24 protein-coding genes are annotated in these 26,503 nt (G+C 68.1%); 19 read left to right on the top strand and 5 right to left on the bottom strand.

The window, feature by feature from the left end:
* Positions 1–155: 155 nt before the first annotated feature.
* Both BXA00_RS25140 and BXA00_RS25135 read left to right on the top strand, forming a co-directional pair.
* Entirely contained in the window at positions 156–1,283 is a 1,128-nt protein-coding gene (locus BXA00_RS25140) for a DNA repair exonuclease (RefSeq protein WP_076521093.1), read from the top strand.
* The gene (locus tag BXA00_RS25135; protein WP_076521092.1) at positions 1,280–3,967 is read left to right on the top strand and encodes an AAA family ATPase; all 2,688 of its coding nucleotides are present in this window, start codon (positions 1,280–1,282) and stop codon (positions 3,965–3,967) included. Before BXA00_RS25140 ends, BXA00_RS25135 begins: the two co-directional genes overlap by 4 nt.
* On the opposite strand, the gene BXA00_RS25130 is transcribed toward BXA00_RS25135, so the two are convergent.
* Positions 3,964–4,920 carry a hypothetical protein gene (locus tag BXA00_RS25130; RefSeq protein WP_076521091.1) on the bottom strand — a complete coding sequence of 319 codons (957 nt, stop codon included), beginning with the start codon at positions 4,918–4,920 and terminating at the stop codon, positions 3,964–3,966. The genes BXA00_RS25135 and BXA00_RS25130 overlap by 4 nt on opposite strands.
* Positions 4,921–5,337: 417 nt before the next feature.
* Positions 5,338–6,324, bottom strand: a complete 987-nt coding sequence (locus BXA00_RS25125) for a tripartite tricarboxylate transporter substrate binding protein (RefSeq protein WP_076521090.1) — start codon at positions 6,322–6,324, stop codon at positions 5,338–5,340.
* A 585-nt stretch (positions 6,325–6,909) separates the two neighbouring features.
* Between BXA00_RS25125 and BXA00_RS25120 the strand changes: the two genes are divergently transcribed.
* From BXA00_RS25120 to BXA00_RS25040, 17 genes are all read left to right on the top strand, one after another.
* Entirely contained in the window at positions 6,910–9,825 is a 2,916-nt protein-coding gene (locus BXA00_RS25120) for a monovalent cation/H+ antiporter subunit A (RefSeq protein ID WP_076521089.1), read from the top strand.
* The gene (locus BXA00_RS25115) at positions 9,825–10,169 is read left to right on the top strand and encodes a Na+/H+ antiporter subunit C (protein WP_076521088.1); all 345 of its coding nucleotides are present in this window, start codon (positions 9,825–9,827) and stop codon (positions 10,167–10,169) included. Before BXA00_RS25120 ends, BXA00_RS25115 begins: the two co-directional genes overlap by 1 nt.
* On the top strand, positions 10,166–11,797 hold the full coding sequence (locus tag BXA00_RS25110) for a monovalent cation/H+ antiporter subunit D (protein WP_076521087.1): 1,632 nt from the start codon (positions 10,166–10,168) through the stop codon (positions 11,795–11,797). Before BXA00_RS25115 ends, BXA00_RS25110 begins: the two co-directional genes overlap by 4 nt.
* Complete coding sequence (locus BXA00_RS25105; RefSeq protein ID WP_076521086.1) at positions 11,797–12,279, top strand: Na+/H+ antiporter subunit E; 483 nt, start codon at positions 11,797–11,799, stop codon at positions 12,277–12,279. The genes BXA00_RS25110 and BXA00_RS25105 overlap by 1 nt, the downstream gene beginning before the upstream one ends.
* Entirely contained in the window at positions 12,276–12,557 is a 282-nt protein-coding gene (locus BXA00_RS25100) for a K+/H+ antiporter subunit F (RefSeq protein ID WP_076521085.1), read from the top strand. Before BXA00_RS25105 ends, BXA00_RS25100 begins: the two co-directional genes overlap by 4 nt.
* A complete protein-coding gene (gene mnhG, locus BXA00_RS25095) occupies positions 12,554–12,895 on the top strand; it encodes a monovalent cation/H(+) antiporter subunit G (protein WP_076521084.1) in 342 nt (113 codons plus the stop codon). Before BXA00_RS25100 ends, mnhG begins: the two co-directional genes overlap by 4 nt.
* Positions 12,896–13,051: 156 nt before the next feature.
* Positions 13,052–13,552 carry a hypothetical protein gene (locus BXA00_RS25090; protein ID WP_076521083.1) on the top strand — a complete coding sequence of 167 codons (501 nt, stop codon included), beginning with the start codon at positions 13,052–13,054 and terminating at the stop codon, positions 13,550–13,552.
* A 73-nt stretch (positions 13,553–13,625) separates the two neighbouring features.
* Complete coding sequence (locus BXA00_RS25085; RefSeq protein WP_076521082.1) at positions 13,626–14,474, top strand: HAD family hydrolase; 849 nt, start codon at positions 13,626–13,628, stop codon at positions 14,472–14,474.
* A 10-nt stretch (positions 14,475–14,484) separates the two neighbouring features.
* Positions 14,485–14,976 (top strand): tRNA adenosine(34) deaminase TadA, encoded by a 492-nt coding sequence (tadA, locus tag BXA00_RS25080; protein ID WP_076522116.1) that lies wholly within the window; start codon positions 14,485–14,487, stop codon positions 14,974–14,976.
* Positions 14,973–16,034, top strand: a complete 1,062-nt coding sequence (locus tag BXA00_RS25075) for an LD-carboxypeptidase (RefSeq protein WP_076521081.1) — start codon at positions 14,973–14,975, stop codon at positions 16,032–16,034. Before tadA ends, BXA00_RS25075 begins: the two co-directional genes overlap by 4 nt.
* A 109-nt stretch (positions 16,035–16,143) precedes the next feature.
* Positions 16,144–17,748, top strand: a complete 1,605-nt coding sequence (locus tag BXA00_RS25070) for an ABC-F family ATPase (RefSeq protein ID WP_076521080.1) — start codon at positions 16,144–16,146, stop codon at positions 17,746–17,748.
* Between the two features lie 140 nt (positions 17,749–17,888).
* Complete coding sequence (locus BXA00_RS25065; protein ID WP_076521079.1) at positions 17,889–19,115, top strand: MFS transporter; 1,227 nt, start codon at positions 17,889–17,891, stop codon at positions 19,113–19,115.
* 109 nt (positions 19,116–19,224) lie between these two features.
* Complete coding sequence (locus BXA00_RS25060) at positions 19,225–19,995, top strand: ABC transporter ATP-binding protein (protein WP_076521078.1); 771 nt, start codon at positions 19,225–19,227, stop codon at positions 19,993–19,995.
* A gap of 67 nt (positions 19,996–20,062) precedes the next feature.
* Complete coding sequence (locus BXA00_RS25055; protein WP_076521077.1) at positions 20,063–21,061, top strand: ABC transporter substrate-binding protein; 999 nt, start codon at positions 20,063–20,065, stop codon at positions 21,059–21,061.
* Complete coding sequence (locus tag BXA00_RS25050; protein ID WP_076521076.1) at positions 21,058–21,831, top strand: ABC transporter permease; 774 nt, start codon at positions 21,058–21,060, stop codon at positions 21,829–21,831. The genes BXA00_RS25055 and BXA00_RS25050 overlap by 4 nt, the downstream gene beginning before the upstream one ends.
* A 16-nt stretch (positions 21,832–21,847) precedes the next feature.
* Positions 21,848–22,654 carry a transporter substrate-binding domain-containing protein gene (locus tag BXA00_RS25045; RefSeq protein WP_076521075.1) on the top strand — a complete coding sequence of 269 codons (807 nt, stop codon included), beginning with the start codon at positions 21,848–21,850 and terminating at the stop codon, positions 22,652–22,654.
* A gap of 32 nt (positions 22,655–22,686) precedes the next feature.
* Positions 22,687–23,274, top strand: a complete 588-nt coding sequence (locus BXA00_RS25040; RefSeq protein WP_076522115.1) for a YigZ family protein — start codon at positions 22,687–22,689, stop codon at positions 23,272–23,274.
* 83 nt (positions 23,275–23,357) lie between these two features.
* Here the strand turns inward: BXA00_RS25040 and BXA00_RS25035 are convergent, their stop codons facing one another.
* From BXA00_RS25035 to BXA00_RS25025, 3 genes are all read right to left on the bottom strand, one after another.
* Complete coding sequence (locus BXA00_RS25035) at positions 23,358–23,732, bottom strand: co-chaperone YbbN (protein WP_076521074.1); 375 nt, start codon at positions 23,730–23,732, stop codon at positions 23,358–23,360.
* A gap of 174 nt (positions 23,733–23,906) precedes the next feature.
* Complete coding sequence (locus tag BXA00_RS25030; protein ID WP_076521073.1) at positions 23,907–24,929, bottom strand: LLM class flavin-dependent oxidoreductase; 1,023 nt, start codon at positions 24,927–24,929, stop codon at positions 23,907–23,909.
* 251 nt (positions 24,930–25,180) lie between these two features.
* Entirely contained in the window at positions 25,181–26,473 is a 1,293-nt protein-coding gene (locus tag BXA00_RS25025) for an NCS2 family permease (RefSeq protein WP_076521072.1), read from the bottom strand.
* Positions 26,474–26,503: the final 30 nt, after the last annotated feature.

Below are 26,503 nucleotides of genomic sequence, written 5' to 3'. Positions count from 1 at the left end.
TCCACCCGTCGCTCCGGGACGGTCCAACCCATTCGCGCCGCGGGCGCGAACGCAAACGCCCACGGGCCGCGCCAACGCGGCCCGTTGCTTTTTGGGTGGACAAATGCGCGCGTGCACCGGCGGGAGCGTCCGTTTCTTTGTGCCAAAATCGCCGCATGACCCATTTCCTGCACACTGCCGACTGGCAGATCGGCCGACAGTACGGCCAGTTCGAAACCGACGATGCCGCCATGCTGGCCGAGGCCCGCTTCGATGTCGTCGCCCGCATCGCCGCCCTGGCCGCCGAGCGCCGCGTGGACGCGGTGCTGGTCGCCGGAGACGTCTTCGACACGCAAGGCGTGTCGGACCGCACGATCCGGCGTCTCTTTGCCGCCATGGCGGGCTACGCCGGGCCATGGGTAATGATCGCCGGCAACCACGACGCGGCGCTGGCCGACAGCGTCTGGAGCCGCGCCATGCAACTGGGCTGCATCCCCGCGAATGTCCACGTTCCGCTCGCCACGGGCGTGGTGGATCTGCCGGACGCCAATCTGGCCGTCCTTGCCGCGCCGCTCACGCAGCGCCACACCTACGACGACGTCACCCAGGCGTTCGACGCGCTGGCGTCCGCGTCCGGCCGCTTGCGCGTGGGCCTGGCGCACGGCAGCGTCGCAGGCCGCCTGCCCGACACGGTCGATGCCACCAACCCCATTGCACCGGACCGCGCGGCGCGCGCCCGGCTGGACTACCTGGCGCTGGGCGATTGGCACGGCTGCCTGTCCATCGACGAGCGCACCTGGTATGCCGGCACGCCCGAACAGGACCGCTTTCGCGGCAACGAGCCCGGTTACGTGCTGGACGTGCGCATCGCCCAGGCTGGCGCCGTGCCCGTGGTCGAGCGCATCGCCACCGGCAAGTACCGCTGGTCCGCCTGGACCGAAACCCTCAGCCTGCCCACCGATGCCCAGGCGCTGGCCGAGCGCATGGCCGCGCTGCGGGCCGAGGACGTCCTGCGCCTGGACGTGCAGGGCCACGTCAACCTGGAAACCTGGGACGCGCTGCAAAAGGCGGTGGACCAGGCCGCGGCGCAGGTGAGGGCGTTGCTGCCCGACCTGTCGGGCCTGCGCCTGGAGCCCGACGAGGCCGACCTGGCGGAGCTGCGTGCCAGCGGTTACGTGGGCGAAGTCGCCGCCCAGTTGCAGGCATTGCAGGCGGACGAGGAGCAATCCGCCGTGGCCGGCGAGGCCTTGCGGCTGCTGCTGCGATTCCAGCGCGAGACGCTTGCGCCGGGAGCCGCAAAATGAAACTGTCGCGCATCTTCCTCGAAGAATTCCGCAAGTTCCGCCAGCCGCTGTCCCTGGAAGGACTGCAGGACGGCCTGAACCTGTTCGTCGGCCCCAACGAGGCGGGCAAGAGCACCGTGGCCGCCGCCATCCGGGCCGCGTTTCTTGAACGCTACAGCACCAGCAAGGTCGCCGACCTGGCGCCGCGCGGCGAGTCGGGCGCGCGCCCCACCGTCGAACTGGCCTTCACCCACGCGGATCACGCGTACCTGCTGAAGAAGCAGTTCCTGTCGCGGGCCCGCTGTGAACTCGTCATCGACGACGGCGCGCAGCGGCTGGACGGCGAAGAAGCCGAGAACGCGCTGGCCGCCTTGCTCGGCTTTGAACTGACTGGACGCGGCCAGAGCAAACCGGACCTGGCCGGCGTTCCGGGCCTGCTCTGGATACGCCAGGGCGACGGCCAGAATCTCCAGGAGGCCGCCAGCCACGCGGGCGCGCATCTGCGCGACGCCTTGACCCAACTGTCCGGCGAGCTGGCCTCCGGCGACGGCGACCGCCTGTTCGAGCGCGTGTCCGCCGAGCGGGCCGCGCTGCTGGATGCGCGCAACGGCCGTCCGAAGGGCAGTTACAAAGAGGCCGAAGACGCCTTCGTCCGCGCCGCCGCCGAACGCGACGAGTGCGAACAGGCCATGGCCCAGCTCAATGCGGACGTCGACCGCCTGGCTGTGCTGCGGCGCGAGCACGAAAGCGCGCAGGCGACGCAGCCCTGGAAGGACTTCGAGGCCAAGGCCGCCCAGGCCCGCGCGCGCCTGGCGGCGCTGGCCAAGGAGCGCGAGGCGTTCGAAAGCCTGCAACGCGAGCAGGCCCAGGCCGCCCAGACGCTCGCCCTGTTGCAGGACCAGGTCCGGCGCGACCAACAGGACGACACCGACTATCAGGCGCTGCTGCGCGACGCCCGTGCCGCCCGCGCCCACGTGCAGGCCGCGCAGGAGCCGCTGGCCCGCGCGCAGCAGCAGCGCCAGGCCCGTGCCGCGGCGCTCGAGTCCGCCCGCCGGCGCGTGACGCAGTTGCAGGCCCTGGCCGACCGCCGCGACCTCGACCGCCAGCTGGCCCAGCTCAGTCCCGAGATCGAACGCCTGGACGGCGCCCTGAACGCGGTGGCGCAGTTGATCGCCGAGGGGTCGGCCCTGAAGGCCGAGGCGGTCCGCCTTGAGATGTCGGACGCCGAGATCGAGGCGCTGCGCAAGGCGGGGCGCGAGGTCGGCAACCTGCAGTTGCAGCAGCAGTCCGTCGCCACGCGCCTGCGCTATCGGCTCGATGCCGGCCGCCAGGCCCTGCTGGATGGCAAGCCGGTCGACGGTGCCGGCGAGGTCCTCATCACCGCCGCCGCCGAGCTGGATCTCCCGGGCGTGGGCCGGTTCCAGATCGAGCCCGGGGGCCAGGACCTGCCAGCCCTGCAGCGCGATCTGGCGCGCGCCGAGGCCGCCTTCGCCGCCTTGCTCAAACGCGCGGACGTCGAAACCCTGGCCGAAGCGGAACAGCGCCATGCGCGCTATGGCGCCTTGCAACGGGAACTGGACGCCATGCGCAAGACCCTGGCCATCCACGCGCCACGGGGCGTGGATGCGCTGCGGACCCAACGCGACGAGGCGCTGGCCCGCAGGTCGCAATTGCAGGAGCGCCTGTCCAAACTGCCGGCGGCGCCGGAGCTGGCGGCCGGCGATCCGGCGGCCGGCGACCCGGCGGCCGGCGTCCCGGCGGCGGACTCGGACACGCCCGACGATGATCTGCCCGCCGCCGTCCAGGCGCTGCGCGAAGCCGAGGCCGCGGCGGTCCAGGCGGAGCAGGCGCTCGTCGATGCGCAGCGCGCCCTCGACGCCGACGCGGCCCGCGCCCATGTGCTGGAAGGGCAGGCGCAGGCGCGCGGCGCGGAATTGCAGTCGCCCGAGCGGGCCGCGCAGCGGCAGGCCCGCGCCGGACGCCTTGCCGAAGTGCGCAGCGGCCACGATCAGCTCGAACAGCGGGTGCGCGCCGCCCAGGCGGCGCTGGCCGAACACCGGCCGGACCTTGCCGAACAGGACATGCAACGCTTCGAGAAGTCCGCAGCCATCGAGCGCGAGGCGCAACTCAAGCGCCACGGCGAGATCCTCCAATTGCAGGGCAAGCTGGACCAGGCCGGCGCGCAGGGACTGGGCGAACGCCTCTCCGAAGCGCAGGCGGCGTGCGAGCGCCTGCAACGGCGCCGGGACGAATTCGCGCGGCGCGCGGCCGCCCTGGATCTGCTGCAAAAGCTGCTGGCCGACAAACGCGCCGCGGCCACGCAGCGCCTGCAGGCGCCGCTGGCCCGCAGGCTGAATCACTACCTGGCGCTATTGTTTCCGGACGCGGCGCTGCGCCTGGACGACGCGCTCCTGCCCACGGCGCTGCGCCGTGGCAACGGCGAAGACCTGCTCGACGCGCTGAGCTTCGGCACGCGCGAACAACTGGGCATCCTGGCGCGCTTTGCCTATGCGGACCTGCTGCGCGAGGCGGGCCGGCCCACCTTGCTGCTGCTGGACGACGCGCTGGTGCACACCGACGACGCGCGGCGCGACTTCATGAAGCGCGCGCTGTTCGACGCCGCAACGCGGCACCAGATCCTCATGTTCACCTGCCACGGCGAGGCGTGGCGCGACATGGGCGTGGAGCAGCGCAGGATCGGCTAGCGCGCGGGCCCGGCGCTGCGCCCCGCGCCCACGTCCAGCCAACCGCTCCAGGGCTGGCCGTCCGGCGCGCTGCCAGCGCGGCCCGTGTCGTCGGGCCCCGCCCAGTGCCCGCTCACGAGCTGAGACGGCCGCGTTTGCGCGACCACGCGCGCGCACACGTCCCAGGCGTCCAGCCGAACGCTCAGGCCGGCGTACACGCCATGGCCCGAGCCGGCCTGGATGACCCCGGCGGCCTGCACGCCTTCGCCTGCCCGGATGGCGCCCTCGGCACGGATGTCCTCGCCCGCGATCAGGCCCCAGCCGCAGGCGAGATGGTCGCCGCACTCGATTGCCCCGCCCGCCTGGATGCCGCAGGCGGCATGGATTTCCTTCTCGGCGCGCACCGCGCCGCCGGCCTTGATGCCTTGCCCGCACTTGATGGCGCCTTGCGTGGCGATGTCCTGGCCCGCGTGCAGGTGGCCCGTCACGGCCAGGTCCTGTCCGGCGCAGATGTCCCATTTGGCGCGCACGTTGCCGCCGCAGTCCAGGCGCGTGGCGGTTTCGATGCCCCAGTCGGCGGCCACGTCGCCGCCCGCGCGCAGGTTGCCGCCGCTGGCGATGTTGCCGCCGGCCGTGATGTTCTCGCCGGCGACGATCGATTCGCCCGCTCGGATTCCGCCGCCCGTGACGATGCTGCGGCCCGCGCGCACCACCGTGTCCACGCTGATGCCCATGCGCACTTCCAGCGTGCCGGCGAACACGATGGCGTTGGCATCCAGGCTGTCCAGCCGCAGCACCGCATCGGTGGGGCCGAACTGGTCCAGCAGCCAGCAGGCGTCGCCGACGCGGCCATCGGCGACCAGGGCATCGAGCACGGCCTGGTAGTCCCCCTGGCCGTTGTGGTCGCGGATAAACCATTTGTAGCCGCCCGCGCAGGGGTTCTTGGCTTTGACGAATTTCTTGGTGAGTTGCATGGCGCTTGAACGAAAACGGTGCGTGGCCGCCCGCGAGCCGTCGTGGGCAGGCGCAGGCGAAGGGGAATGCGGGCGCCCGCCACGCGGCAGTGCGCCCGCCGGCCGGGTGCGGGCTGCAAGGCGCGTGGATGTGCGCAGGCAGCCGGCAACGGGCCGGAGCAGTGAGTCAGAAAGGGGAAGGGCGGGCGATTAGCCGGGCTTGGACCGCGCGTAAGCGGAACGCGCGGCGACCTCCTGCGAGCTCAACATCGTTGAGCGCAGGGCGCAGAGGGCGCAGGTGACGCAGGGAAGGGGGGAAATGTCGGATCGCACGGGGGCAGATGCTACCACCCGGGCATTTGCAGTCAAGCCGGCAACACGGCGCGGCGGCGCAAAAAGGGCGCTTGCACGCGGCAAGCGCCCCTTCGCCAGCGTCGGTCAGTTCGTCAGGACGATGTTGCGGTCCTTGGCGATGCGCTGGCGCAGTTCGAGTTCATGCTTGATCTGCGCGGCATACTGGGCGGGCGTGTTGCCGTCCACCAGCGAACCGCCGTCCGCCAGGCGCTGGGCGATCTTCGGATCCTTCAGGGCCTTGACCGCCGCGGCGTGGACGCGGTCGATCACGGCCTGCGGCGTGCCGGCGGGAGCCACCAGGCCATACCACGCCATGTTGTCCATGTCGGGCAGACCGCCTTCGGCGAAGGTCGGCACGTCCGGCAGGGCGGGCAGGCGCTTGGGGGCGGCCACGGCCAGGGCGCGCAGCTTGCCGGCCTGGATGTGCGGGATGGACGAGGGCAGGTTGTCGAACTGCGCGTTCACCTGGCCGGCGATCACGTCGTTCAGCGCCGGGCCCGATCCGCGGTACGGCACGTGCACCATGTCGGTCTTGGTCAGGGACTTGAACAGTTCACCGTCCAGGTGGCTGATGCCGCCCGCGCCCGACGAGGCGTAGCTGTACTTGCCCGGATTGGCCTTGAGCAGGGCGATGAACTCGGCCAGCGTCTTGGCGGGCACGCTCGGGTTCACCGTCATGACGTTGGGCACGTTCACCAGGTTGGTGATGGGCGCAAAGTCCTTGAGCGGGTTGTACGGGTTCTTGGGGTTGGTGGCCGGATTGGTCGCCATGGTGCTGACCGTGGCGACGCCCAGCGTGTAACCGTCGGGCTCGGCGCGCACCACGGCGTCGGCGCCGATGGAACCGCCGCCGCCGCCGCGGTTTTCCACGACGACGGGCTGGCCGAGTTCACGGCCCAGCCCTTCGGCCACGATACGGGCGACGATGTCGGTCGTGCCGCCCGCGGCGAAGGGGACGATCAGCCGGATCGGCTTGTTGGGGTAGGGGTCGGCGGCCTGGGCGGCGGAGGTCAAGCAGAGGCCGGCGACGGCGGCGGCCAGGACGGCCTTGGCATGTGACAACACGTTCAAGAGTCTTCTCCATATTGTTGTTCCGAGCCGGCCGGCTTCTTGGGCCGGCTTCGGTGAGGCGCGCCTTGCCGGGGTGCGGCAAGACTACGCCTCGTGGGCGCAATTCCACACAGGTATGCCCCCAGGGTCAACTCGGGATTGTCCCTGCCATGACGAATCTCAAATGTGATCGCGGATCGGCGAATTCGGCGGAAATGCCGGCATTTGCAGGAAAAAGACTGTCTGACGGTCGGTTCGGCCCCCGTTGCACCGGGTGAAATCCGCCAGGACACAATTTGAGCGGCTTGCGTTGCGCATTGATTGCGCAGTCATCGTGCTGTCATTAGCCGGGTAAATGCATAAATCTCTGCATAACTTACAAGAATCTGATATTTTTCGGATGAGATTCTTGCCCGGTCTTGCAAGAAAGCTATTGCGTTTGTTTCTGTCTGCGCCGTTCAATGGCGTTGGTTGATGTCCCCGCGGGGCAACGTGTAGTGCAGCGACGCACCGGGCCAGGGTTCCGTCCGTCTTTCAATCCCCGGTCTGTTTCGTCTCTTGCTGCCTCGTGCTGGCGGGAGGGGGCCCGGACATTCTCGGAACGCCATGTCGCTGATCCTGATCCTCGCTCTGCCTTTCATCGGCAGCCTGTGCGCCGCGCTGCTGCCGTCCAACGCCCGCAACGCCGAGGCGTGGTTGGCTGGACTCATCGCCCTTGCCTGCATGGTTCTGGTCGCTACGCTGTATCCCGACGTCGCCGACGGCGGAGTGATCCGGGCGGACATGCCCTGGGCCCCCGCGCTGGGGCTCCAGTTCACGCTGCGCATGGATGGCTATGCATGGCTGTTCGCGCTGATCGTGTCGGGCATGGGCGCGCTGGTCGTGCTGTATGCGCGTTATTACATGTCGCCGGAAGACCCGGTGCCGCGCTTTTTCTCGTTCTTCCAGGCCTTCATGGCCGCCATGCTGGGCGTGGTGCTGTCGGGCAACCTGATCCAGCTCGTGCTGTTCTGGGAAATGACCAGCCTGGCGTCGTTCATGCTGATCGCCTATTGGCACCATCGCCTGGACGCGCGCCGCGGCGCGCGCATGGCGCTGACCGTCACCGGGGCGGGCGGGCTGTGCCTGCTGGCCGGGGTGCTCATCCTGGGCCATATCGTGGGCAGCTACGACATGGACCGCGTGCTGGCGGCGGGCGATCTGGTCCGGGCCGATCCCTGGTATCCGGCCGTGCTGATCCTGGTGGCGCTGGGCGCGCTGACCAAGAGCGCCCAGTTCCCGTTCCATTTCTGGCTTCCCAACGCCATGGCCGCCCCGACGCCGGTGTCGGCCTATCTGCACTCGGCCACCATGGTGAAGGCAGGCGTCTTCCTGCTGGCGCGCTTCTGGCCGGTCCTGTCGGGCACCGACGAATGGTTCTGGATCATCGGCGGCCTCGGTCTGGTCACGCTGGTGCTGGGCGCCTACGCCGCGATCTTCCAGCAGGACATGAAAGGCGTCCTGGCCTACTCCACGATCAGCCACCTGGGCCTCATCACGCTGCTGCTGGGGCTGAACAGCACCCTGGCGCTGGTGGCCGCCATCTTCCACATGATGAACCATGCCACGTTCAAGGCCTCGCTCTTCATGGCGGCCGGCGTGGTCGACCACGAAACCGGCACGCGCGACCTGACCCGGCTGTCCGGCCTTTACAAGGCCATGCCCATCACGGCCACGCTGGCGATGGTGGCCGCGGCCTCGATGGCGGGCGTGCCGCTCCTGAACGGCTTCCTGTCCAAGGAAATGTTCTTCGCCGAGACCACCTTCGTCAGCGGCGACCGGTACGTGCAGCTCGGCCTGCCGCTGCTCGCCACGATCGCGGGCGCTTTCAGCGTCGCCTACTCGCTGCGCTTCATCCTGCAGGTGTTCTTCGGCCCGCCCGCCACCGACTTGCCGCGCGCGCCGCATGAGCCGCCGCGCTGGATGCTCCTGCCCAGCGCGCTGCTGGTGTTCATGTGCCTGCTGGTGGGCATCGTGCCCAGCCTGACCGTCGGGCCTTTCCTGGCCACCGCGGCGCAGAGCATCCTGGGCGAAAACATGCCCGAATACAGCCTGGCCGTCTGGCATGGCTTCAACCTGCCGCTGGCCATGAGCCTGGTCGCCACGACGGCGGGGGTGCTCCTGTACCTGGCCCTGCGCGCCCATCAGCGCGCCAATCCCGGGCGCGTGCCGTTCATCTACCGCCTCGATGGCCGCCGCACGTTCGAGGCGCTGCTGGAGGGCTCCAGCGTCGCGGCCTCGTGGCTGCTGCGCTGGGGGTCGTCCACGCGCCTGCAGGTGCAGATGGTGCTGATCGTCGTGGGCACGCTGTTCGTGGCGTGGCTGCCGCTGCGGGCAGGGGGCTGGCTGGACGGCGCGATGCGCCTGACGCCGGTCGACCCGGTATTCGCGCTGCTGTGGCTGGTCGGCGGCACCTGCGCGCTGGCCGCGGCGTTCCAGGCCAAGTACCACCGCCTGGCGTCGTTGGCGCTGGCGGGCGGGGCGGGCCTGATCACCTGCCTGACGTTCGTCTGGTTTTCCGCGCCCGACCTGGCCTTGACGCAGTTGTCGGTCGAGGTCGTCACACTGGTGCTGCTGCTCCTGGGCCTGCGCTGGCTGCCGCGCCGCATCGAGCAGGACGACGAGGAAAGCCTCAAGGCTACCTTGCTGGCCCGGGGCCGCCGCCTGCGCGACCTGGCGCTGGCCGTGGCGGCCGGCAGCGGCATGGCGGCGCTGGCCTACGCGGTGCTGGCGCGGCCCCAGACCAATCCCATTTCCTCTTATTTTGTCGACCGGGCGCTGCCCGACGGCGGCGGCACCAACGTGGTCAACGTGATCCTGGTGGACTTCCGTGGCTTCGATACCTTTGGCGAAATCACGGTGCTGGGCATCGTGGCGCTCACGGTCTACGCGCTGCTGCGGCGCTTCCGTCCGGCGGCCGAAAGCGCCGACCTGCCGCGCCAGCAGAAAGAGCAGGACGGCGGCATCCCGGACGCGCCCGACATCAAGTCGCTGGTGCCGCCCGGGTCGATGATGGTGCCGGCGGTGCTGGTGCGCCTGCTGCTGCCGATCGCCGCACTGATCTCCGTGTACTTTCTCCTGCGCGGCCACAACCAGCCGGGTGGCGGCTTCGTGGGCGGCCTGATCTTCGCCACGTCCGTGATCCTGCAGTACATGGTGGGCGGCGTGTACTGGGTCGAATCGCGCAGCCGGCTGAACCCCCAGAACTGGATCGGCATCGGGCTGCTGTGCGCGGGCATCGCGGCGGTGAGCGCGTGGCTGGCCTACAAACCGTTCCTTTCCGCGCTCGCCTGGGATGTCGCGCTGCCCTTGATCGGCCACGTGCATGTGTCCAGCGTGCTGCTCTTTGACCTGGGCGTGTACATGCTGGTCGTGGGATCCACCGTGCTGGTGCTGGTGGCGCTGGCCCACCAATCGCTGCGCGCGCAACGCAAGGCCGCCGCCGAACTCCAGGCGGCCGCCGCTCAAACAGGAGAAGCCTGATGGAATTGATATACGCTGCCGCGATCGGCGTGCTGGCGGGCTCGGGCGTCTGGCTGCTGCTGCGGCCCCGGACGTTCCAGTTCATCATGGGCCTGTCGCTGGTCTCTTATGCGGTGAACCTGTTCATCTTCGGCATGGGCCGGTTGACCTCCGGCCGTCCGCCGGTGGTGGACCCTGCCTCGGCGCATGATCCTTCCTGGTATGCCGATCCGCTGCCGCAGGCGCTGGTGCTGACCGCCATCGTCATCGGCTTTGCCACCACCGCGCTGTTCCTGGTGGTGCTGCTGGCCTCGCGTGGCCTCACGGGCACCGACCACGTCGACGGACGGGAGTCCCAATCTTGAGTTTCTGGCTTCAACATCTTCCTGTCCTGCCCATCATCATCCCGCTGGTCGCGGGCGCGGCCATGCTGCTGCTTGCGGACACCAGCCGCTATGCGCGCGGCGGCATCGCGCTGGTGTCGACCCTGGCCCAACTGGCCGCCGCGATCGCCTTGCTGTTCGTGGCCGGCGGCGGCGTGCCGGACGTCTGGCCAAACGGGGTAGGGGCCTACCTGGTGGGCGACTGGCCCGCGCCGTTCGGCATCGTGCTGGTGGTGGACCGGCTGGCGGCGGTCATGCTGACGCTGACCGCCGTGCTGGGACTGGCCACGCTGATCTACGCGTTGGCCCGCTGGGACCGCGCCGGCGTGCATTTCCATTCGCTGTTCCAGTTTCTGCTGATGGGCCTGAACGGCGCCTTCCTGACGGGCGATCTGTTCAACCTGTTCGTGTTCTTCGAAGTGCTGCTCGCGGCCTCGTACGGCCTCTTGCTGCACGGGTCCGGCGTGGCGCGCGTCAGCGCGGGCCTGCAGTACATCGCCGTGAACCTGGTGGCCTCGTTCCTGCTGCTCATCAGCATCGCGCTGATCTACGGCGTGACGGGCACGCTCAACATGGCCGACCTGGCGCTGCGCGCCGGCAACCTGGCGGGCGTGGACCGCATGCTGTTCGAAGCGGGCGCCGCCATCCTGGGCGTGGCCTTCCTGGTCAAGGCGGGGGCCTGGCCGCTGAACTTCTGGCTGGTCAAGGGATATGGCTCGGCGGGCGCGCCGATCGCCGCCATGTTTTCGATCATGACCAAGGTCGGCATCTACGCGCTGCTGCGCATCGGGTCGCTGCTGCTGCCCACGGGCGCGCCCGCGGCCTTCAGCCTGGACTGGATGTTCGCCGCGGGGATGGCCACGCTGCTGTTCGGCGCGGTGGGCCTTCTGGCGACCCAGCAACTGGAAAAAATGGTCGGCTACTGCGTGATCGTGTCGGCCGGCACGCTGCTGACCGCGCTGGGCATGCCGGGCGTCACGCTGACGGGGCCCGCGCTGTTCTATCTGATCAGCTCGGTGCTGACGACGGGCGCGTTCTTCCTGCTGGCCGAACTGATCGAACGCACGCGCAGCTTCGGCGCCAACGTGCTGGCGGTCACCCTGGATGCCTTCGACCTGGACGACCCCGCCTCGGTGAACCGGTCCGACGACGTGGTGGGCGTGGCGATTCCCGCTGCCATGGCCTTCCTGGGCCTGGCCTTCATCTCCTGCGCCTTGCTCGTGACCGGGCTGCCGCCGCTGTCGGGCTTCGTGGCGAAGTTCTCGCTGCTGTCGGCGGCCGTCTCCGCCGCGACCGAGTCGGCGCCGCCGCGGGACGCCTGGCTGCTCGTGGCGGCGGTGCTGGTGTCGGGACTGGCGGGCCTGATCGGGCTGGGCCGCACCGGCATCCGCGTGTTCTGGGCCAGCGACGACCGCAGCACGCCGCGCCTGCGCCTCATCGAGGCCGGCCCGGTGGCGGTGCTGGTGCTGCTGTGCGTGGGCCTGGCCGCGGGCGCCGGACCGGTATCGGCCTACCTGGACGATGCGGCCCGGTCGCTGGACCAGCCCGCATCCTATATCGACGCCGTCATGTCCGCGCAGACCGTGCGCGGCGCCATGGGAGGAAGCTGATGCGCCGACTTTACTTCCTGATCCTGCCCACGCTCCTGTTCGTCCTGTGGCTGGTTCTGAACGAAAGCGTTTCGCCCGGACAGATCGCGCTGGGCCTCGCGCTGGCGCTGTGGTTCACGTGGGCCGCCGCGCGCCTGCGCCCCTTGCACGCGCGGCCGCGCCGGCTGTGGAAGGCGGTTCCGCTCATGCTGCGCGTGACGCTGGACATCATCCGGTCCAACATCGCGGTGGCAAAGCTGATCCTCAATCCGCGCCCCAATGAGTTTTCGCCCGGGTTCATCAAGATCCCCCTGACCATGCGCGATCCGCATGGCCTGGCGCTGCTGGCCTGCATCGTCACGTACACGCCCGGCACCGTCTGGGTGGACCTGACCGAGGACCACAGCCTGAAGCTGCATGTGCTGGACCTGCAGAACGAAGACCACTGGTTCGAGCTGGTGCAACAGCGCTACGAGCGCCCGTTGATGGAGATGTTTGAATGAATTCCGTACTGTATTGGGCGGCATCCTTTGCCTTGCTGTGTTTTGCGCTGGGCATGGTGCTTGCCACCATCCGTTTGCTGCGCGGTCCCACCGCCCAGGACCGCGTCCTGGCCCTGGACACGCTGTATATCAACGGCATGCTGACGATGCTGGTGTTCGGCATCCGTTCCGGCACGTCCGTCTATTTCGACATCGCGCTCTTGATCGCGCTCTTTGGCTTCGTGGGATCCACCGCGATGGCGCGTTTCCTGCTGCGCGGCGAGGTCATCGAGCCATGATGGACGTCGACCTCCCGCTGTGGGCCTCCATTCCCGCCAGCATCCTGCTGGTGCTGGGCGGCCTGCTTGCCGTGACCGGCTCGGCCGGTCTCCTGCGCTTCCGCGATTTCCAGTCGCGCATCCACGCGCCCACGCTGGGCAACACCCTGGGTTGCGCCTGCGTGCTGGCGGCCTCCATCCTGGTGTTTTCGGCGATGTCCGCGCGGCCGGTGTTTCATGAGGTCATCATCACGCTGCTGCTGATTGTGTCGTCCCCGGTCACGGCCATGCTGCTGATGCGCGCCGCCACCTATCGCAGCCGCTTGACCAAGGCCGAGGCGGACAAGGACGCCCGCTGATCTTTTGCGTCCCCATTTTTAGCGCTGAAACGTAACCTTACGAATTCACGTCGCTGGACATGTCCCCCATCGCGCCGTCATGGGATAGTGAGGTCAGTGGGCAGCGCAACGCAACGACGCGCCGCCCGGGTTCAATCTCTTCTAAAGGAGCTGACCATGAAACCTGTTTCCATGCCCTCGAAGCGTCTTGCTGCGATTCTCTGCACGGCCGGCCTGATGCTGGCGTCCGGCGCCGCCAGCGCCGCCGACACCAACGGCTCGTCGCAATCCCGCTACCAGCAGGACGTTGCGGCCTGCAAGAGCGGCACTACCGGGCAATCGCTGGATGCGTGCCTGCGCGAGGCCGGCGCCGCGCGCCAGGAGCGTAGCCGCCAGAATCTGCAGGAAGGCAGTCCTGACCAACTCCAGCAGAATATGCTGGCCCGCTGCAATCGCCTGCCGGAAGCGCAGCGCCAAAATTGCATCACGCAGATGACTTCGCCCACCAACGTGCGAGGCAGCGTGCAGGGCGGCGGCGTGCTGCGCGAAACCGTGATCCAGGTGCCCGCCGACACCATGGCGCCGGCCGGCACCACGCCGGGCATGGCGCCCGCACCGGGCATGGCGCCTGCGCCGGGCACGGGCACGGGCACGATGAGCTCGCCCATCCGCCAGTAGGGCAGTGCGTGAGGGCGCAGCCGCTGCCGCATTCAGGCAAAATGGCGGCTGTCGCCTTATTTCACGCATATTCATGTCCGACGTCATCGCCCTGATTTTCGATTTCGACGACACCCTGGCTTCGGACAGCACGTCCGGTTTCCTGGACAGCATCGGGGTGGACACGGCCGCCTTCTGGAAGGAAGAGGTCGACCCGCTGCTGTTCCAGCAGGACTGGGACCCCGTTCCCGCCTACCTCTATAAGATGATCCAGTTGTCGCAGTCGGGGCTGCATGGCCTCATCACGCAGCAGCGCCTGAAGGACTGGGGCGCGCGGCTGGACCTGCACGACGGCGTGTCCACGCTGTTCCAGCGCCTGCGCGCCGCCGTGCGCGCCGAGCATCCGCAGGTGCAACTGGAGTTCTACCTGATTTCCAGCGGCATCGGCGATGTGGTCCGCGCCACCCCGATCGCGCACGAATTCACCGAGATCTGGGCGTCGGAGTTCGTCTATGGCGACGACGGCGGCATCGCGTTCCCGCGCCGCATCGTCAGCTTCACCGACAAGACCCGGTATCTCTTCCATATCCAGAAGGGCATCATCGGCCGCGAATTCCGCAACAAGCCGTTCGAGGTCAACCGCAAGGTGCCCGAGGACCGGTTGCGCGTGCCGTTCGACCAGATGGTCTTCGTGGGCGACGGCTACACCGACATTCCCTGCTTTTCGCTGATCCGCCGCGCCGGCGGCTTTGCCTTCGGCGTCTGGGATCCCAAGCACCGCGACAAGCGCAGCCGGGCCTGGGGCTTCATCGAAGAAGGCCGCGTGTCCAACCTGAACCAGGCCCGCTATGACGAGCAGGCCGAACTCTATCAATGGCTGGAAGAGGCCGTCACCAGCCTGGCTGGCCGCACCGCCCTGAAATCGCGGGTGTACCGTGGTTGATCCGGTCGCCGTGGCGGCCGTCCCGCCCTGGACCGAACAGGACGCGCGATTCATGAGTTTGGCCCTGGAACAGGCCCAGGCCGCCTATGACATCGGCGAGGTGCCGGTGGGCGCGCTGGTCGTGTCCGCCCAGGGCGACATCCTGGGCCGGGGCTTCAATCGCACCATCATCGACCACGACCCGACCGCGCACGCGGAGATCGTCGCCTTGCGCGGCGCCGCGCGCCAGCTCGAAAACTACCGGCTGCCCGGCATCACGGTCTATGTGACGCTGGAGCCCTGCGTCATGTGCATCGGCGCCATGCTGCACGCGCGCCTGGCCCGCGTGGTGTTCGGCGCCTACGATCCCAAGACCGGGGCCTGCGGCAGCGTGCTGGACGTCGGGTCCGTGCCCAAGCTCAATCATCACACTTCAGTCACCGGCGGCGTGCTGGCGGAACCTTGCGGCGACCTGCTGCGCCGGTTCTTCCGGGAACGCCGCGCCAAGGAATCCATCGCATGAGCACCCCCAAAGCCGCCAAGCCTGCCGCCAAGCCCGCCGCCAAGGCGCGCCGCGCCCAGGCCGCCGCCGTCCCGGCCCACGATCACCCGCACGATCACGGCCCGGACTGCGGCGACGACTGCGGCCACGATCACGATCACGGCCATGCCCACGGCCCCCTGCCGGACGCCCGCGGCATCTACCTGATTTCTCCATCCTCCGCCGTGCGCGACCCGGCCACCGTGGCGCTGGCGCGCCAGCGGCTGGAGGGGCAGGGCTTCAAGACCGCCCTGGACCGCACCGCGCTGGCCGAACATCAGCGATTCGCCGGCACCGACGCGCAGCGCCTTGCCAGCCTGACGCGCGCCGCCAAGCAGAAACTGCCCATCGTCATGGTGACGCGCGGCGGCTACGGCATGGGCCGCTTGCTGCACGCCATCGACTGGAAGGCCATGGCCGACAGCGGCAAGCGCTTTGTCGGCATGAGCGATTTCACCGCGTTCAACCTGGCCCTGCTGGCGCAGACCGGCGCGGTCAGCTATTCGGGCGCCACGGCCGTCCAGGATTTCGGCGGCAAGAAGGTCGACGACCTGACCGAAGCGCTGTTCGGCGAGCTGATGCGCGGCGAACTGGAGATCCTCAGCTTCGAGACGCTGGACGCCGATCCGGTCGACGCCCGCGGCGTCCTGTGGGGCGGCAACCTCGCCATGGTGGCCTCGCTGCTGGGCACGCCCTACATGCCCAAGATCCGCGGCGGCATCCTCTTCCTGGAAGACGTGGCCGAGCATCCGTACCGTGTCGAGCGCATGTTGATCCAGTTGTGGCAGGCCGGTATCCTCGCCAGGCAGAAGGCGATCGTGCTGGGCCGGTTCACCGACTACCGGCTCGCGCCGCACGACAAGGGTTACGACATGCACGAGGTCGTGGCCTGGCTGCGCAAGACGGTCAAGGTCCCGGTCGTCACCGGCCTGCCTTACGGCCACGTCGCCACCAAGGCCACCTTGCCGATCGGCCAGAAGGTCGGCATAGCCACCGAGAAAGGCCTTGCCCACCTGGTGCTGGACGAGCATCACCACTGATCCGGGCGGCGCGGGCGCCGGGGCGGCTCCAATTGGGGCCGCAGCCCCTTTGCTACACTAGCCGGTTTCCCCGCATGCGCCTTCGGGCGCCTTCAAACGCAAATACACCGTGATATCCACCGCCAATCTCACCATCCAGTTCGGTCCCAAACCCCTTTTCGAGAACGTCAGCGTCAAGTTCGGGGAAGGCAACCGTTACGGGCTGATCGGGGCCAATGGGTCGGGCAAGTCCACGTTCATGAAGATCATCGGCGGCGACCTCGAACCCTCCGCCGGCAACGTTTCGCTCGAGCCCGGGGTGCGCCTTGGCAAGCTGCGCCAGGACCAGTTCGCGTTTGAAGACGTGCGTGTGCTGGATGTCGTGATGATGGGCCACACCGAGATGTGGGCCGCCATGTCCGAGCGCGACGCCATCTACGCCAACCCGGAAGCGACCGAAGACGACTACATGCGCGCGGCCGACCTGGAGGCCAAGTTCGCGGAATACGACGGCTACACCGCCGAAGCCCGCGCGGGCGAGCTGCTGCTGGGCCTGGAAATCGCCGTGGACCTGCACAACCTGCCCATGCGCGAAGTGGCGCCGGGCTGGAAGCTGCGCGTGCTGCTGGCGCAGGCGCTGTTCTCGAATCCCGACGTGCTGCTGCTGGACGAGCCCACCAACAACCTGGACATCAACACCATCCGCTGGCTGGAAAACGTGCTCAACGGCTACCAGAGCACGATGATCATCATCAGCCACGACCGCCACTTCCTGAACCAGGTGTGCACGCACATGGCCGACGTGGACTACGGCGAGATACGCATCTACGCCGGCAACTACGACGACTACATGCTGGCCTCTACCCAGGCCCGCGAACGCCTGGTGGCCAACAACGCCAAGGCCAAGGAACGCGTGGCCGAACTGCAGGACTTCGTGCGCCGCTTCGCGGCCAACAAGTCCAAGTCGCGCCAGGCCACCTCGCGCCTGAAGCAGATCGACCGCATCAAGGCCGACCAGGTCGTGGTCAAGCCCTCGTCGCGCCAGAACCCGTACATCCGCTTCGAGCAGAACAAGGTCATGCACCGCCTGGCCGTCACCGTCGAGAACCTGACCAAGGCCTACGACGCGCCGGTCATCACGAAGTTCTCGGCCATGGTCGACGCCGGCGAGAAGATCGCGATCATCGGCGCCAACGGCGTCGGCAAGACGACGCTGCTGCGCCTGCTGGCCCTGGACCTGCAACCCGATTCGGGCACGGTGAAGTGGTCCGACAACGCCGACCTGGGCTACATGGCCCAGGACGTGTCCGATCACTTCCTGCAGACCGACATCAACCTGTTGGACTGGATGGGCAACCATCGCCAGCCGGGCGACGACGACCAGTCGATCCGTTCGGTGCTGGGCCGCCTGCTGTTCTCGGCGGACGACCTGCCCAAGGCGCCCAAGGTGCTGTCCGGGGGCGAAAAGAACCGCATGACCTTCGGCCGCCTGATGCTGGGCCGGCACAACGTCATGCTGCTCGACGAGCCCACCAACCACCTGGACATGGAATCGATCGAGTCGCTGCAATTCGCGCTGGAAAAGTACGAAGGCACCCTGGTGTTCGTCTCCCATGACCGCGAGTTCGTGTCCGGCCTGGCCACGCGCGTGATCGAAATCCTGCCTTCCGGCGAGATCGTCGACTATCGCGGCGGCTACGAAGACTACCTGTCCTCGCGCGGCATCGAGGCCTGATCCCGCACGGCCTTCCATGAAGCGGCGCACTCGGTCGGGTGCGCCGCTTTTTGTTTCTGTTCAGCCCGGCGCAACCCGCGCGCGCTATCATCCGGCCCGTTCCTGGCCGGTGTCCGGCCAGGCCTTCTCCTGTTTTCCCAATGTCCTCCACCCAGCATGCCGCGCCCGATGGCGCGCAGATCGGCACGTTCACGCTGACGGCCCGCATCGTCGCCATCGCATTCTTCACTTTCATCTGCTATCTGGCGATCGGCCTGCCGCTCGCCGTGCTGCCGGGCTACGTGCACGGCAACCTGGGCTATGGCTCCGTGCTGGCCGGCCTGGCGATCAGCGTCCAATACCTGGCCACGCTGCTCAGCCGCTCGCATGCCGGGCGCATGGCCGACACGGTCGGGCCGAAGCAGACCGTCGTCATCGGCATGGCGGCATGCGCGGTCAGCGGGATCTTCCTGCTGCTGGCGTATGCCTTCGAACGGACCGACTGGCTGAGCCTGACGGCGATCATCCTCAGCCGCCTGGCGCTGGGCTTTGGTGAAAGCTGGGTGGGCACCGGGGCGGCGACCTGGGCGATCTCGCGGGTAGGGCCGCTGCACACGGCCCGCGTGATTTCCTGGAACGGCATCGCCACCTACGGCGCGCTGGCGCTGGGCGCGCCGCTGGGCGTGCAGCTTGAAAAGCACTGGAGCATGGGCGCGCTGGGCGGGGCGGTGCTGCTGTTGGGGCTGGCCGGCCTGGGGCTGGCCATGGCCCGGGCCGCGGTCGCCATCGTCGGCGGGCACCGCATGGCGTTCAAGAGCGTGGTGCTGCGCGTCTTTCCGCACGGCATGGCGCTGGGCCTGGGGTCGGTAGGCTTTGGCACGCTGGCGGCCTTCGTGGCGCTGTACTACGCCAGCCGCTCGTGGGAAGGCGCGGCCCATGCGCTCAGCGCCTTCGGCGGCGCGTTCATCGGCGTGCGCCTGCTGTTTGCCGGCACCATCACCCGCTTTGGCGGCTTCCGGGTCGCGCAGGTGTCCTTCCTGGTCGAAGCGGCGGGGCTGTTGCTCCTGTGGCTCGCGCCCAATCCCGGCCTGGCCCTGATGGGCGCCGCGCTGACCGGCTGCGGCTTCGCGCTGGTGTTCCCGGCCATCGGCGTCGAGGCGGTGGCGCGCGTGCCGGCCGGCAGCCGGGGCGCGGCGCTGGGCGCCTACTCGGCCTTCCTGGACCTCGCGCTGGGCGTGACCGGACCGGTCGCCGGCTATATCTCCAGCGGCTTCGGCTATCCGGCGATCTTCCTGGCGGCCTCGCTGTCCGTGCTGGTGGGCCTGGCGATCGCCTTCGGGTTGCAGCGCGCCGCCAGCCGGCAGCAGGCGCCGTCGGCGCCGATCTGATGCGTTATTACTGGAAGCAGTAAAGACATTCGATATCAATCGTTTGGATTCATATAACGAATTGTTAGATTTGAGGCTCGTTTTTCACGCGCGCCCACGATCCGTTTCCATGAATCTGACCTTCGATCACGTCCACAAGCACTTCGGCGACCTGCCCGTCGTGGATGGCTTCACCAGCGAATTCAAGACCGGCGAACTGGTTGCGCTGGTCGGGCCGTCCGGCTGCGGAAAATCCACCTTGCTGCACCTGGCCGCGGGGCTCGAAATGCCCACGCAAGGCCGCGTGCTGGCGGACGGCAAGCCGGTCGCCGGTCCGCATCCCAGCCGCACGCTGGTGTTCCAGGAGCACGCCCTCTATCCCTGGCTGACGCTCGAAGACAACGTGGCGCTGGCCCTGGAATTCCAGAACACGCCCAAGAAGCGCGCCCGCGTCGCCGCGCGCGAATGGCTTGCCCGGGTCAGCCTGGCGGGTTTTGAACACTACTATCCGCACCAGGTGTCCGGCGGCATGCGCCAGCGCGCGGCGCTGGCCCGCGCGTTCATCGCGCAGCCCCAGACCATGCTGATGGATGAACCCTTCGGCGCGCTGGACGCGTTGACCCGCCTGAGCCTGCAGGACGTGCTGCGCCAGCTCATCGCGCAGGAAAAGCCCACCGTGCTGCTGGTCACGCACGACGTCGACGAAGCCCTGTTCCTGGCCGACCGCATCGTCGTCTTCAGCCCGCGCCCGGCGCGCGTGCTGCGCGAATTCAACCTGGCCCACCGCGCCAAGACCCACGACCTGGCCGACCTGGCCGCCGAAAAGCGCGAGATCCTGCGCCTGTTGGGCATCGCAGTCGACGGCTCGGACGCGCACTCGAACATGGCCCTGGCCGCCTGACCCCTTTCTGACATACCCCTCGGCCGCGCCCCGGCGCCGCCGGACCGTGAATCCCCTGGAGCTCCTGATGAAACTGAAGCAATGGTTGTCCCTGCCGCTGGCTGCGGCGCTGCTGGCGGCGGCCCCCGCGATGGCGGCTGAGAAATTCCGCGTCGGCTACCTGCGCGTGATGGACGATGCGCAAGCCATCGTCGCGCAAGAGGGCGGCTACTACAAGAAGGCCGGCCTGGATTCCGAGCTGATCGAGTTCAAGTCGGGCACGGACCTGATCAAGGCCATCGTCGGCGGCCAGCTCGACATCGGCGTGCTGGGGTTCACCAACGCCGTGGCCTGGGCCTCCAAGGGCGCGGACCTGAAGGTCGTGGGCGGCGCGCAGCAGGGCTATCACTCGCTGGTCGTGCGCGACGATTCCGGCATCAAGGACATCGCCGGCCTGAAGGGCAAGACCCTGGCTTCGCAAGCCGAGGGCAGCACCGCGGACGTGGTCCTGAAGGGCGTCGTGCTCAAGGAGGGCAACCTGTCGGCCGACGACGTCAACGTCATGGGCGTGAGCCCGGCGGTCGCCGTGCAGTCGCTGGTGGGCAAGCGCGTGGACGCGGCCTTCCTGTTCGAGCCCTACGACCGCATCGCGCAACTGGTCGCGCCGGTCAAGCAGATCTACGAAGTCGGCCAGGCCTGGCCGTTCCCGTGCATGGTCGTCATCACGTCCGGCGAAACCCTTGCCAAGCGCAAGGACGACGTCTGGAAGGCGCTGGACGCGCAGAACCAGGCCATCACGCTGCTGCAGAAGGAACCCGCGCAGGCTTCCAAGCTCATCGCCTCCTACTTCATCGCCGAGCCCACGCTCAAGACGCTGTCGCGCGGTGAACTCCCCCGCGAAACCGTCATCGCCGAAGCCATCAGCACCCAGGTGTTCACGCCCAAGCTGACGGACAAGGACACGGCCCGCATGCAGGAGATCGCAGACATCCTGCAGGCCCAGGGATCGCTCAAGACGCGTGACGGCAAGCCGTACGACGTCTCCAGCATCGTTGATCTGTCCTGGCAAGAGGCTCGCAAGCTTTGAGCGCATCGACTCGTGTGACCGGCGCCCGCAAGCACATTGCGGGCGTTTTGGGCGTCCTGTTCATTCTGGCCCTCTGGCAACTGGCCGCGTTCGCGCTCCCCGACTTTCTCATGCCGGGCGTGCCCGCGGTGGTCGAGCGCCTGTTCGAAGACCTGGGCAAGCAGTCGTTCCACCAGAGCCTCATGGGCACGCTGGGACGCCTGGGCGCGGGCTACGGCCTGGCGCTCGCGGCCGGCGTCGGCTTCGGGCTGGTGGCCGCCGTGCTGTTCTTCTTTCGCGAAGTCCTGCGCAGCGCCATCGTCATCCTGCAATCGATCCCGTCCATCGCCTGGGTGCCGCTGTTCCTGATCGTGATGGGCTTCGGCAACACGCCCATCATCGTGGTCGTGGCGCTGTCCGCGTTCTTTCCGGCCGCGCTCAGCGTCATGAACGCCACCGAATCCGTGCAGCGCGTGCACGTGTCGGCGGCGCGCGTCATGGGCGCCACGCGCTGGGGTCTGGTCAAGCGGGTGTACCTGCCCGCCGTCATGCCCGAACTCATCACCGGCGCGCAGCTTGCTTTCGGCAATGCGTGGCGTGCGCTGATCTCGGCGGAAATGCTGATCGGCTTCGGCAAGGGGCTGGGACGTTCGCTGGCCTATTCGGGCGAAATCGCCGACATGACGGGCGTCATGACCAACATCCTGGTCATCGCCGTGCTGGCCGCGCTGATCGACCAGTTCGTGCTTGAAAACCTCAAGCACCGCCTGTTGCGCTATCAATACGTCTGAGGCCGCGGAGCAAGCCATGATGTCGCGGTTGCGTCCATTCGTCCTTGCCGCCAGCCTGGCGCTGGCGGGCCTCGCGCTGGCGCAGCCCGAGACCTTCCCGGCGGCGCGCGCCCGCGGCGAACTGATCGTGGGCGTGCCGTACCTGGCGCCGCCGCCCGCGGCCGGCGCCAAGGTGCGCACCCCGGAAGGCCTGGACGCGGCCATCGCCGACAAGCTGGCGGCCAGCCTGAAACTGCCTGTGCGCCTGGTGCATTTGCCGGCGGGGCAGGCCGCCACGGCGCTGGCTTCCGGCCAGGTCGATCTGGTATTGGCCGAGCGCGCGGACGGCCAGCCCGCGTCGGTCGCGGCGCAGCCCACCGGCTACGCCGCACGCCCCAAGGCGGTGATCCGCAGCGACACGCCTTTGCGCAAACCCGCCGACGCGAAGGGGCGCACGGTCTGCATGGCCGAGGCCGCCGCCCACGCGCAGGCCCTGGCGCAGGGCTGGGGCGCGGTCGTCAAGACCTACCGCGTGCCGTCCGACGCGCTGGTCGCGGTGCGCGAAGGGGCCTGCGATATCGGCCTGGTCGACGACGCGGTGTGGGAGCCGCTGATGCGCTTTCCCGAATGGAAGAAATTCTCGTCCACGCTCACGCCCGACGGCGCGCGCCAGGAGCGGGTCTGGTTGCTGCCGGCGCGCGACGACGCCTCCCGTGCCTGGCTCGGCCAGGAAATGCGCGCGTGGGACCGCGCCGGCGCCTGGAAGTCCATGGCGTCGAAGTGGGCGCGCGACGTCGCGTTCGACGTCTACCTGGACCAGGAAGTCCCCGACTGCCACGGCTAGCGCCGCCGGTCCACGCACTTACAATGCCGGGCATGACGTACACGTTGACCGCGCCCTGCACGTACCAGGAAGACATCAAGAAGAGCCGCTTCGTCGCTTACGCGGCGCCCGTGGCGGCGATCGAAGACGCCATGCGTTTCTTTGCCGAACACAGCGACCCCGAGGCCACGCACAACTGCTGGGCCTACCGCATCGGCCAGGAATACCGCTTCAACGACGATGGCGAGCCCGGCGGCACGGCAGGCAGGCCGATCCTGCAGGCCATCGAAGGCCAGGACATGGATCGCGTGGCGGTGCTCGTGGTGCGTTGGTACGGGGGGATCAAGCTGGGTGCGGGCGGACTGGTGCGCGCCTACGGCGGCTGCGCGGCCAATTGCCTGCGGCTGGCCGACAGGACCGAGATCGTCGACCTGGCAACCGTACGCTGCGCGTGCGGATTCGCGGAAATGGCGCTGCTGAAATCCCGCCTGTCGCAGGCGGGCGCGGCCATCCGGCAGGAAGACTACGACGCTGATGGCGTGACGCTGCTATTTGCGGTGCCGCGCGCCGCCGTGCCCGAACTGGAAGTCACCGTGGCGAACATCACGCGCGGCCGTTCGGCGTGGGAGGTCATTTCCTAGCCTGACGCAGGGCGCATGGGGCGAACAGGGAGTCGTCCAGCGCCAGTGCAAAAAGAAGGGGCCCAACCGGGCCCCTTGCTCATTTACGCGTCCTGGCCGTCCTGGGCCGCCGCGATTTCCTTGTGGACTTGTTCCATGTCCACTTCCTTGATCTTGGCCAGCAGCTCATTGAGCTGGCCGCCGGACAATGCGCCCGGTTGCGAGAACAGCAGGACTTTTTCGCGGAATACCATCAACGTGGGGATCGAGCGGATGCCCAGCGCGCCGGCCAGTTCCTGCTCCACATCGGTATTCACCTTGGCGAACGTGACGTCCGGATGTTCGGTGGCCGCCTGCTCGAAGACCGGCGCGAAGCCGCGGCACGGGCCGCACCAGGGCGCCCAGAAGTCGACGATCAGGGTGCCGTCGGGCGTGATGGCTTCCTGGAAGCTGTCTTTGGTGAGTTCAACAATACTCATATGAAATCCTTGCCGCGCGGGCGGCGAAAAGCAAAAGCAGTGGCGAAGACCCCCGGATTACGCCCCGGCGTGCGGCGGCGACGCATGGTTGCCAAAGGCCCGATGACCAATAGTAGAGCCGGTCACGGCTGCGTCGCAATGGTTGGCGCTGTACGCAAGCGCAGTCGGCGGCCCTCAGGCCGCGGTTTTGGTGGAGACGCCGGCGCCGTTCTTCAAGGAGGCGACGATTTCGAAAGAGCGCAGGCGGTCCGCGATGTCATAGAAGTCGGACACGATCATGACCTCGTCGGCCTGGGTTTCCGCGACCAGGGCTTCGAGTTCGCGCTTGACGGTATCCGGCCCGCCCACGATGGAGGCGCCCAGTCTCTGATTGACCGCTTCGCGCTCCCATTCGTTCCACAAGCCGTCCATGCTTTCCACGGGCGGCTGCAATTGCAGGCGGTGGCCGCGCACCAGCGACAGGAACTTCAATTGCTGCGTGGTGGACTGGAAACGGGCGGCCTCGTCCGTTTCCGCGGCGATCACCGGCACGCCGATCATCGAATACGGGCGCGACAGCGTCTCGGAGGGTTTGAACAGGTGGCGATACAGGCGCATCGCGGCCATGCCCTCGGGAGAAAAATGGCCCGCGAACGAAAAGGGCAGGCCCAGTTCGGCCGCCATGCGCGCGCTGAAATCGCTGGAACCCAGCAGCCAGATCGGAATGTCCAGGCCTTCGCCGGGAATGGCGCGCACCGGCTGGCCGGGGCGCGAAGGCGCCAGGAAGGCGCGCAGTTCCTCGACCAGCGCCGGAAACTCCAGGCCGCTGCGCGGACTGCGGCGCAGCGCCTGCTGCGTCGCGCCATCGCTGCCGGGCGCGCGGCCCAGGCCCAGGTCGATGCGCCCGGGGTACAGGGTCTCCAGCGTGCCGAATTGCTCGGCGATGATCAGCGGCGCGTGGTTGGGCAGCATGATGCCGCCCGAGCCGACGCGCAGGGTCTTGGTGTGGCCGGCCACGTGACCGATCAGCACGGCCGTCGCGCTGCTGGCCACGCCATTGATGTTGTGGTGTTCGGCCAGCCAGAAGCGGTTGTAGCCCAGCTGCTCGACATGCTGCGCCAGCGCAACCGTATTGCGGAAGGCGTCCGCGGCATCGCGCCCCTGCACAATCGGGGCCAGGTCCAGCACGGAAAAGGGGATGTTGGCCAGGGCGCTCATGCGTGCGCCTCCGCGGCGTGGGAACAGGCGTGCCGCGCGGGAATGAAACGGGAAGGGCGCAAAACGGACTCCATATGCTGATCTACCCAGGCAGTGTATCGGCGATTCCAGTCTCACCCGCCAGCAACCATGCGGTCGGCCGGGTTGATTGATTTTTTCGATCCCGGCGATGGGGATCGCCTAAAAATGAAAAAAGCCGCCGCGGGCGTGACCCGCGGCGGCCTGGACGGATGACGTGCCGGCCGCGCCGCCTATTCCGGGAAGAATGCGTAGCGGATGACGAACAGCACCGCCACGAGCCACGTGGCCGGGTGCACGTCGCGCATCTTGCCGGTGGCGGTCTTGAGCACCACGTAGCTGATGAAGCCGAACGCGATGCCGTTGGCGATCGAGTACGTGAACGGCATGACCAGCGCGGTCAACGCGGCCGGCGTGGCTTCGCAGACGTCGTTCCAGTCGATGTCGATGAGCTCGCGCATCATCAGCCCGGCGACGTAGAGCAGGGCGGGCGCGGTGGCATAGGCCGGGACGGCGCCCGCGAGCGGCGAAATGAACAGGGCGGCCAGGAACAGCAGGCCCACGACCAACGCGGTCATGCCCGTGCGGCCGCCGGCCTGCACGCCGGATGCGCTTTCGACGTAGGCCGTGGTGCTGCTGGTGCCCAGCATGGACCCCGCGACGATGGCGGTGCTGTCGGCAAAGAGCGCGCGGCCCAGGCGGTTGGGACGATCCTCGGGAACCAGCCCGGCGCGCTTGGCCACGCCCACCAGCGTGCCGGTGGCGTCGAACACTTCGACCAGGACGAAAACCAGGATCACGTGCACGAAGCCCGTGTGCAGCGCGCCCAGGATGTCCAGCTTGAACAGCGTGGGCGACAGGCTGGGCGGCGCCGAAAAGATGCCCTTGAATTCGTTGTAGCCCAGCACCATGGACAGCACCGTGACGACGATGATGCCGATCAGGATGGCGCCGCGCACCCGCAGCGCGTCCAGCGACGCAATCACGAAGAAGCCCAAAATGGCGAAGAGCGGGCCATGCGAGGTCAGGTTGCCCAACGTGACCTTCGTGACCGGATGCGCGACCACGATGCCGGCGCTGGATAGCGCGATAATGGCCAGGAACAGCCCGATGCCGGCCGCGATGGCGCTGCGCAGGGAATGCGGAATCCCCTTGACCAGCCAGACCCGGATGCCGGATATGGTCAGGAACAGGAAGATGATGCCCGAAATGAACACGGCGCCCAGCGCCTGCTCCCAGGTGTAGCCCATGGTCTTGACCACGGTGAAGGCGAAAAAGGCGTTCAGGCCCATGCCGGGCGCCATGCCGATCGGCCAGTTCGCGATGAACGCCATCACCAGCGAGCCCAGCGCGGCGGCCAGGCAGGTGGCGACGAATACCGCGTCGCGGTCCATCCCCGTCGAGGACAGGATGTCCGGATTGACGAAGATGATGTACGACATCGTCAGGAATGTCGTCAGGCCCGCGACAATTTCCGTTCTTGCGGTCGTGCCGTGCTCACGCAGCTTGAAAAGCTTCTCCAGCATTCGAGTCCCCACGGTTTTTGCAGGATTTTA

Origin of the sequence: Achromobacter sp. MFA1 R4 (assembly GCF_900156745.1) — a bacterium.
In the GTDB taxonomy this organism is placed as follows: Bacteria; Pseudomonadota; Gammaproteobacteria; order Burkholderiales; family Burkholderiaceae_B; genus Achromobacter.
This window is presented reverse-complemented; position numbering and strand designations above follow the sequence as displayed.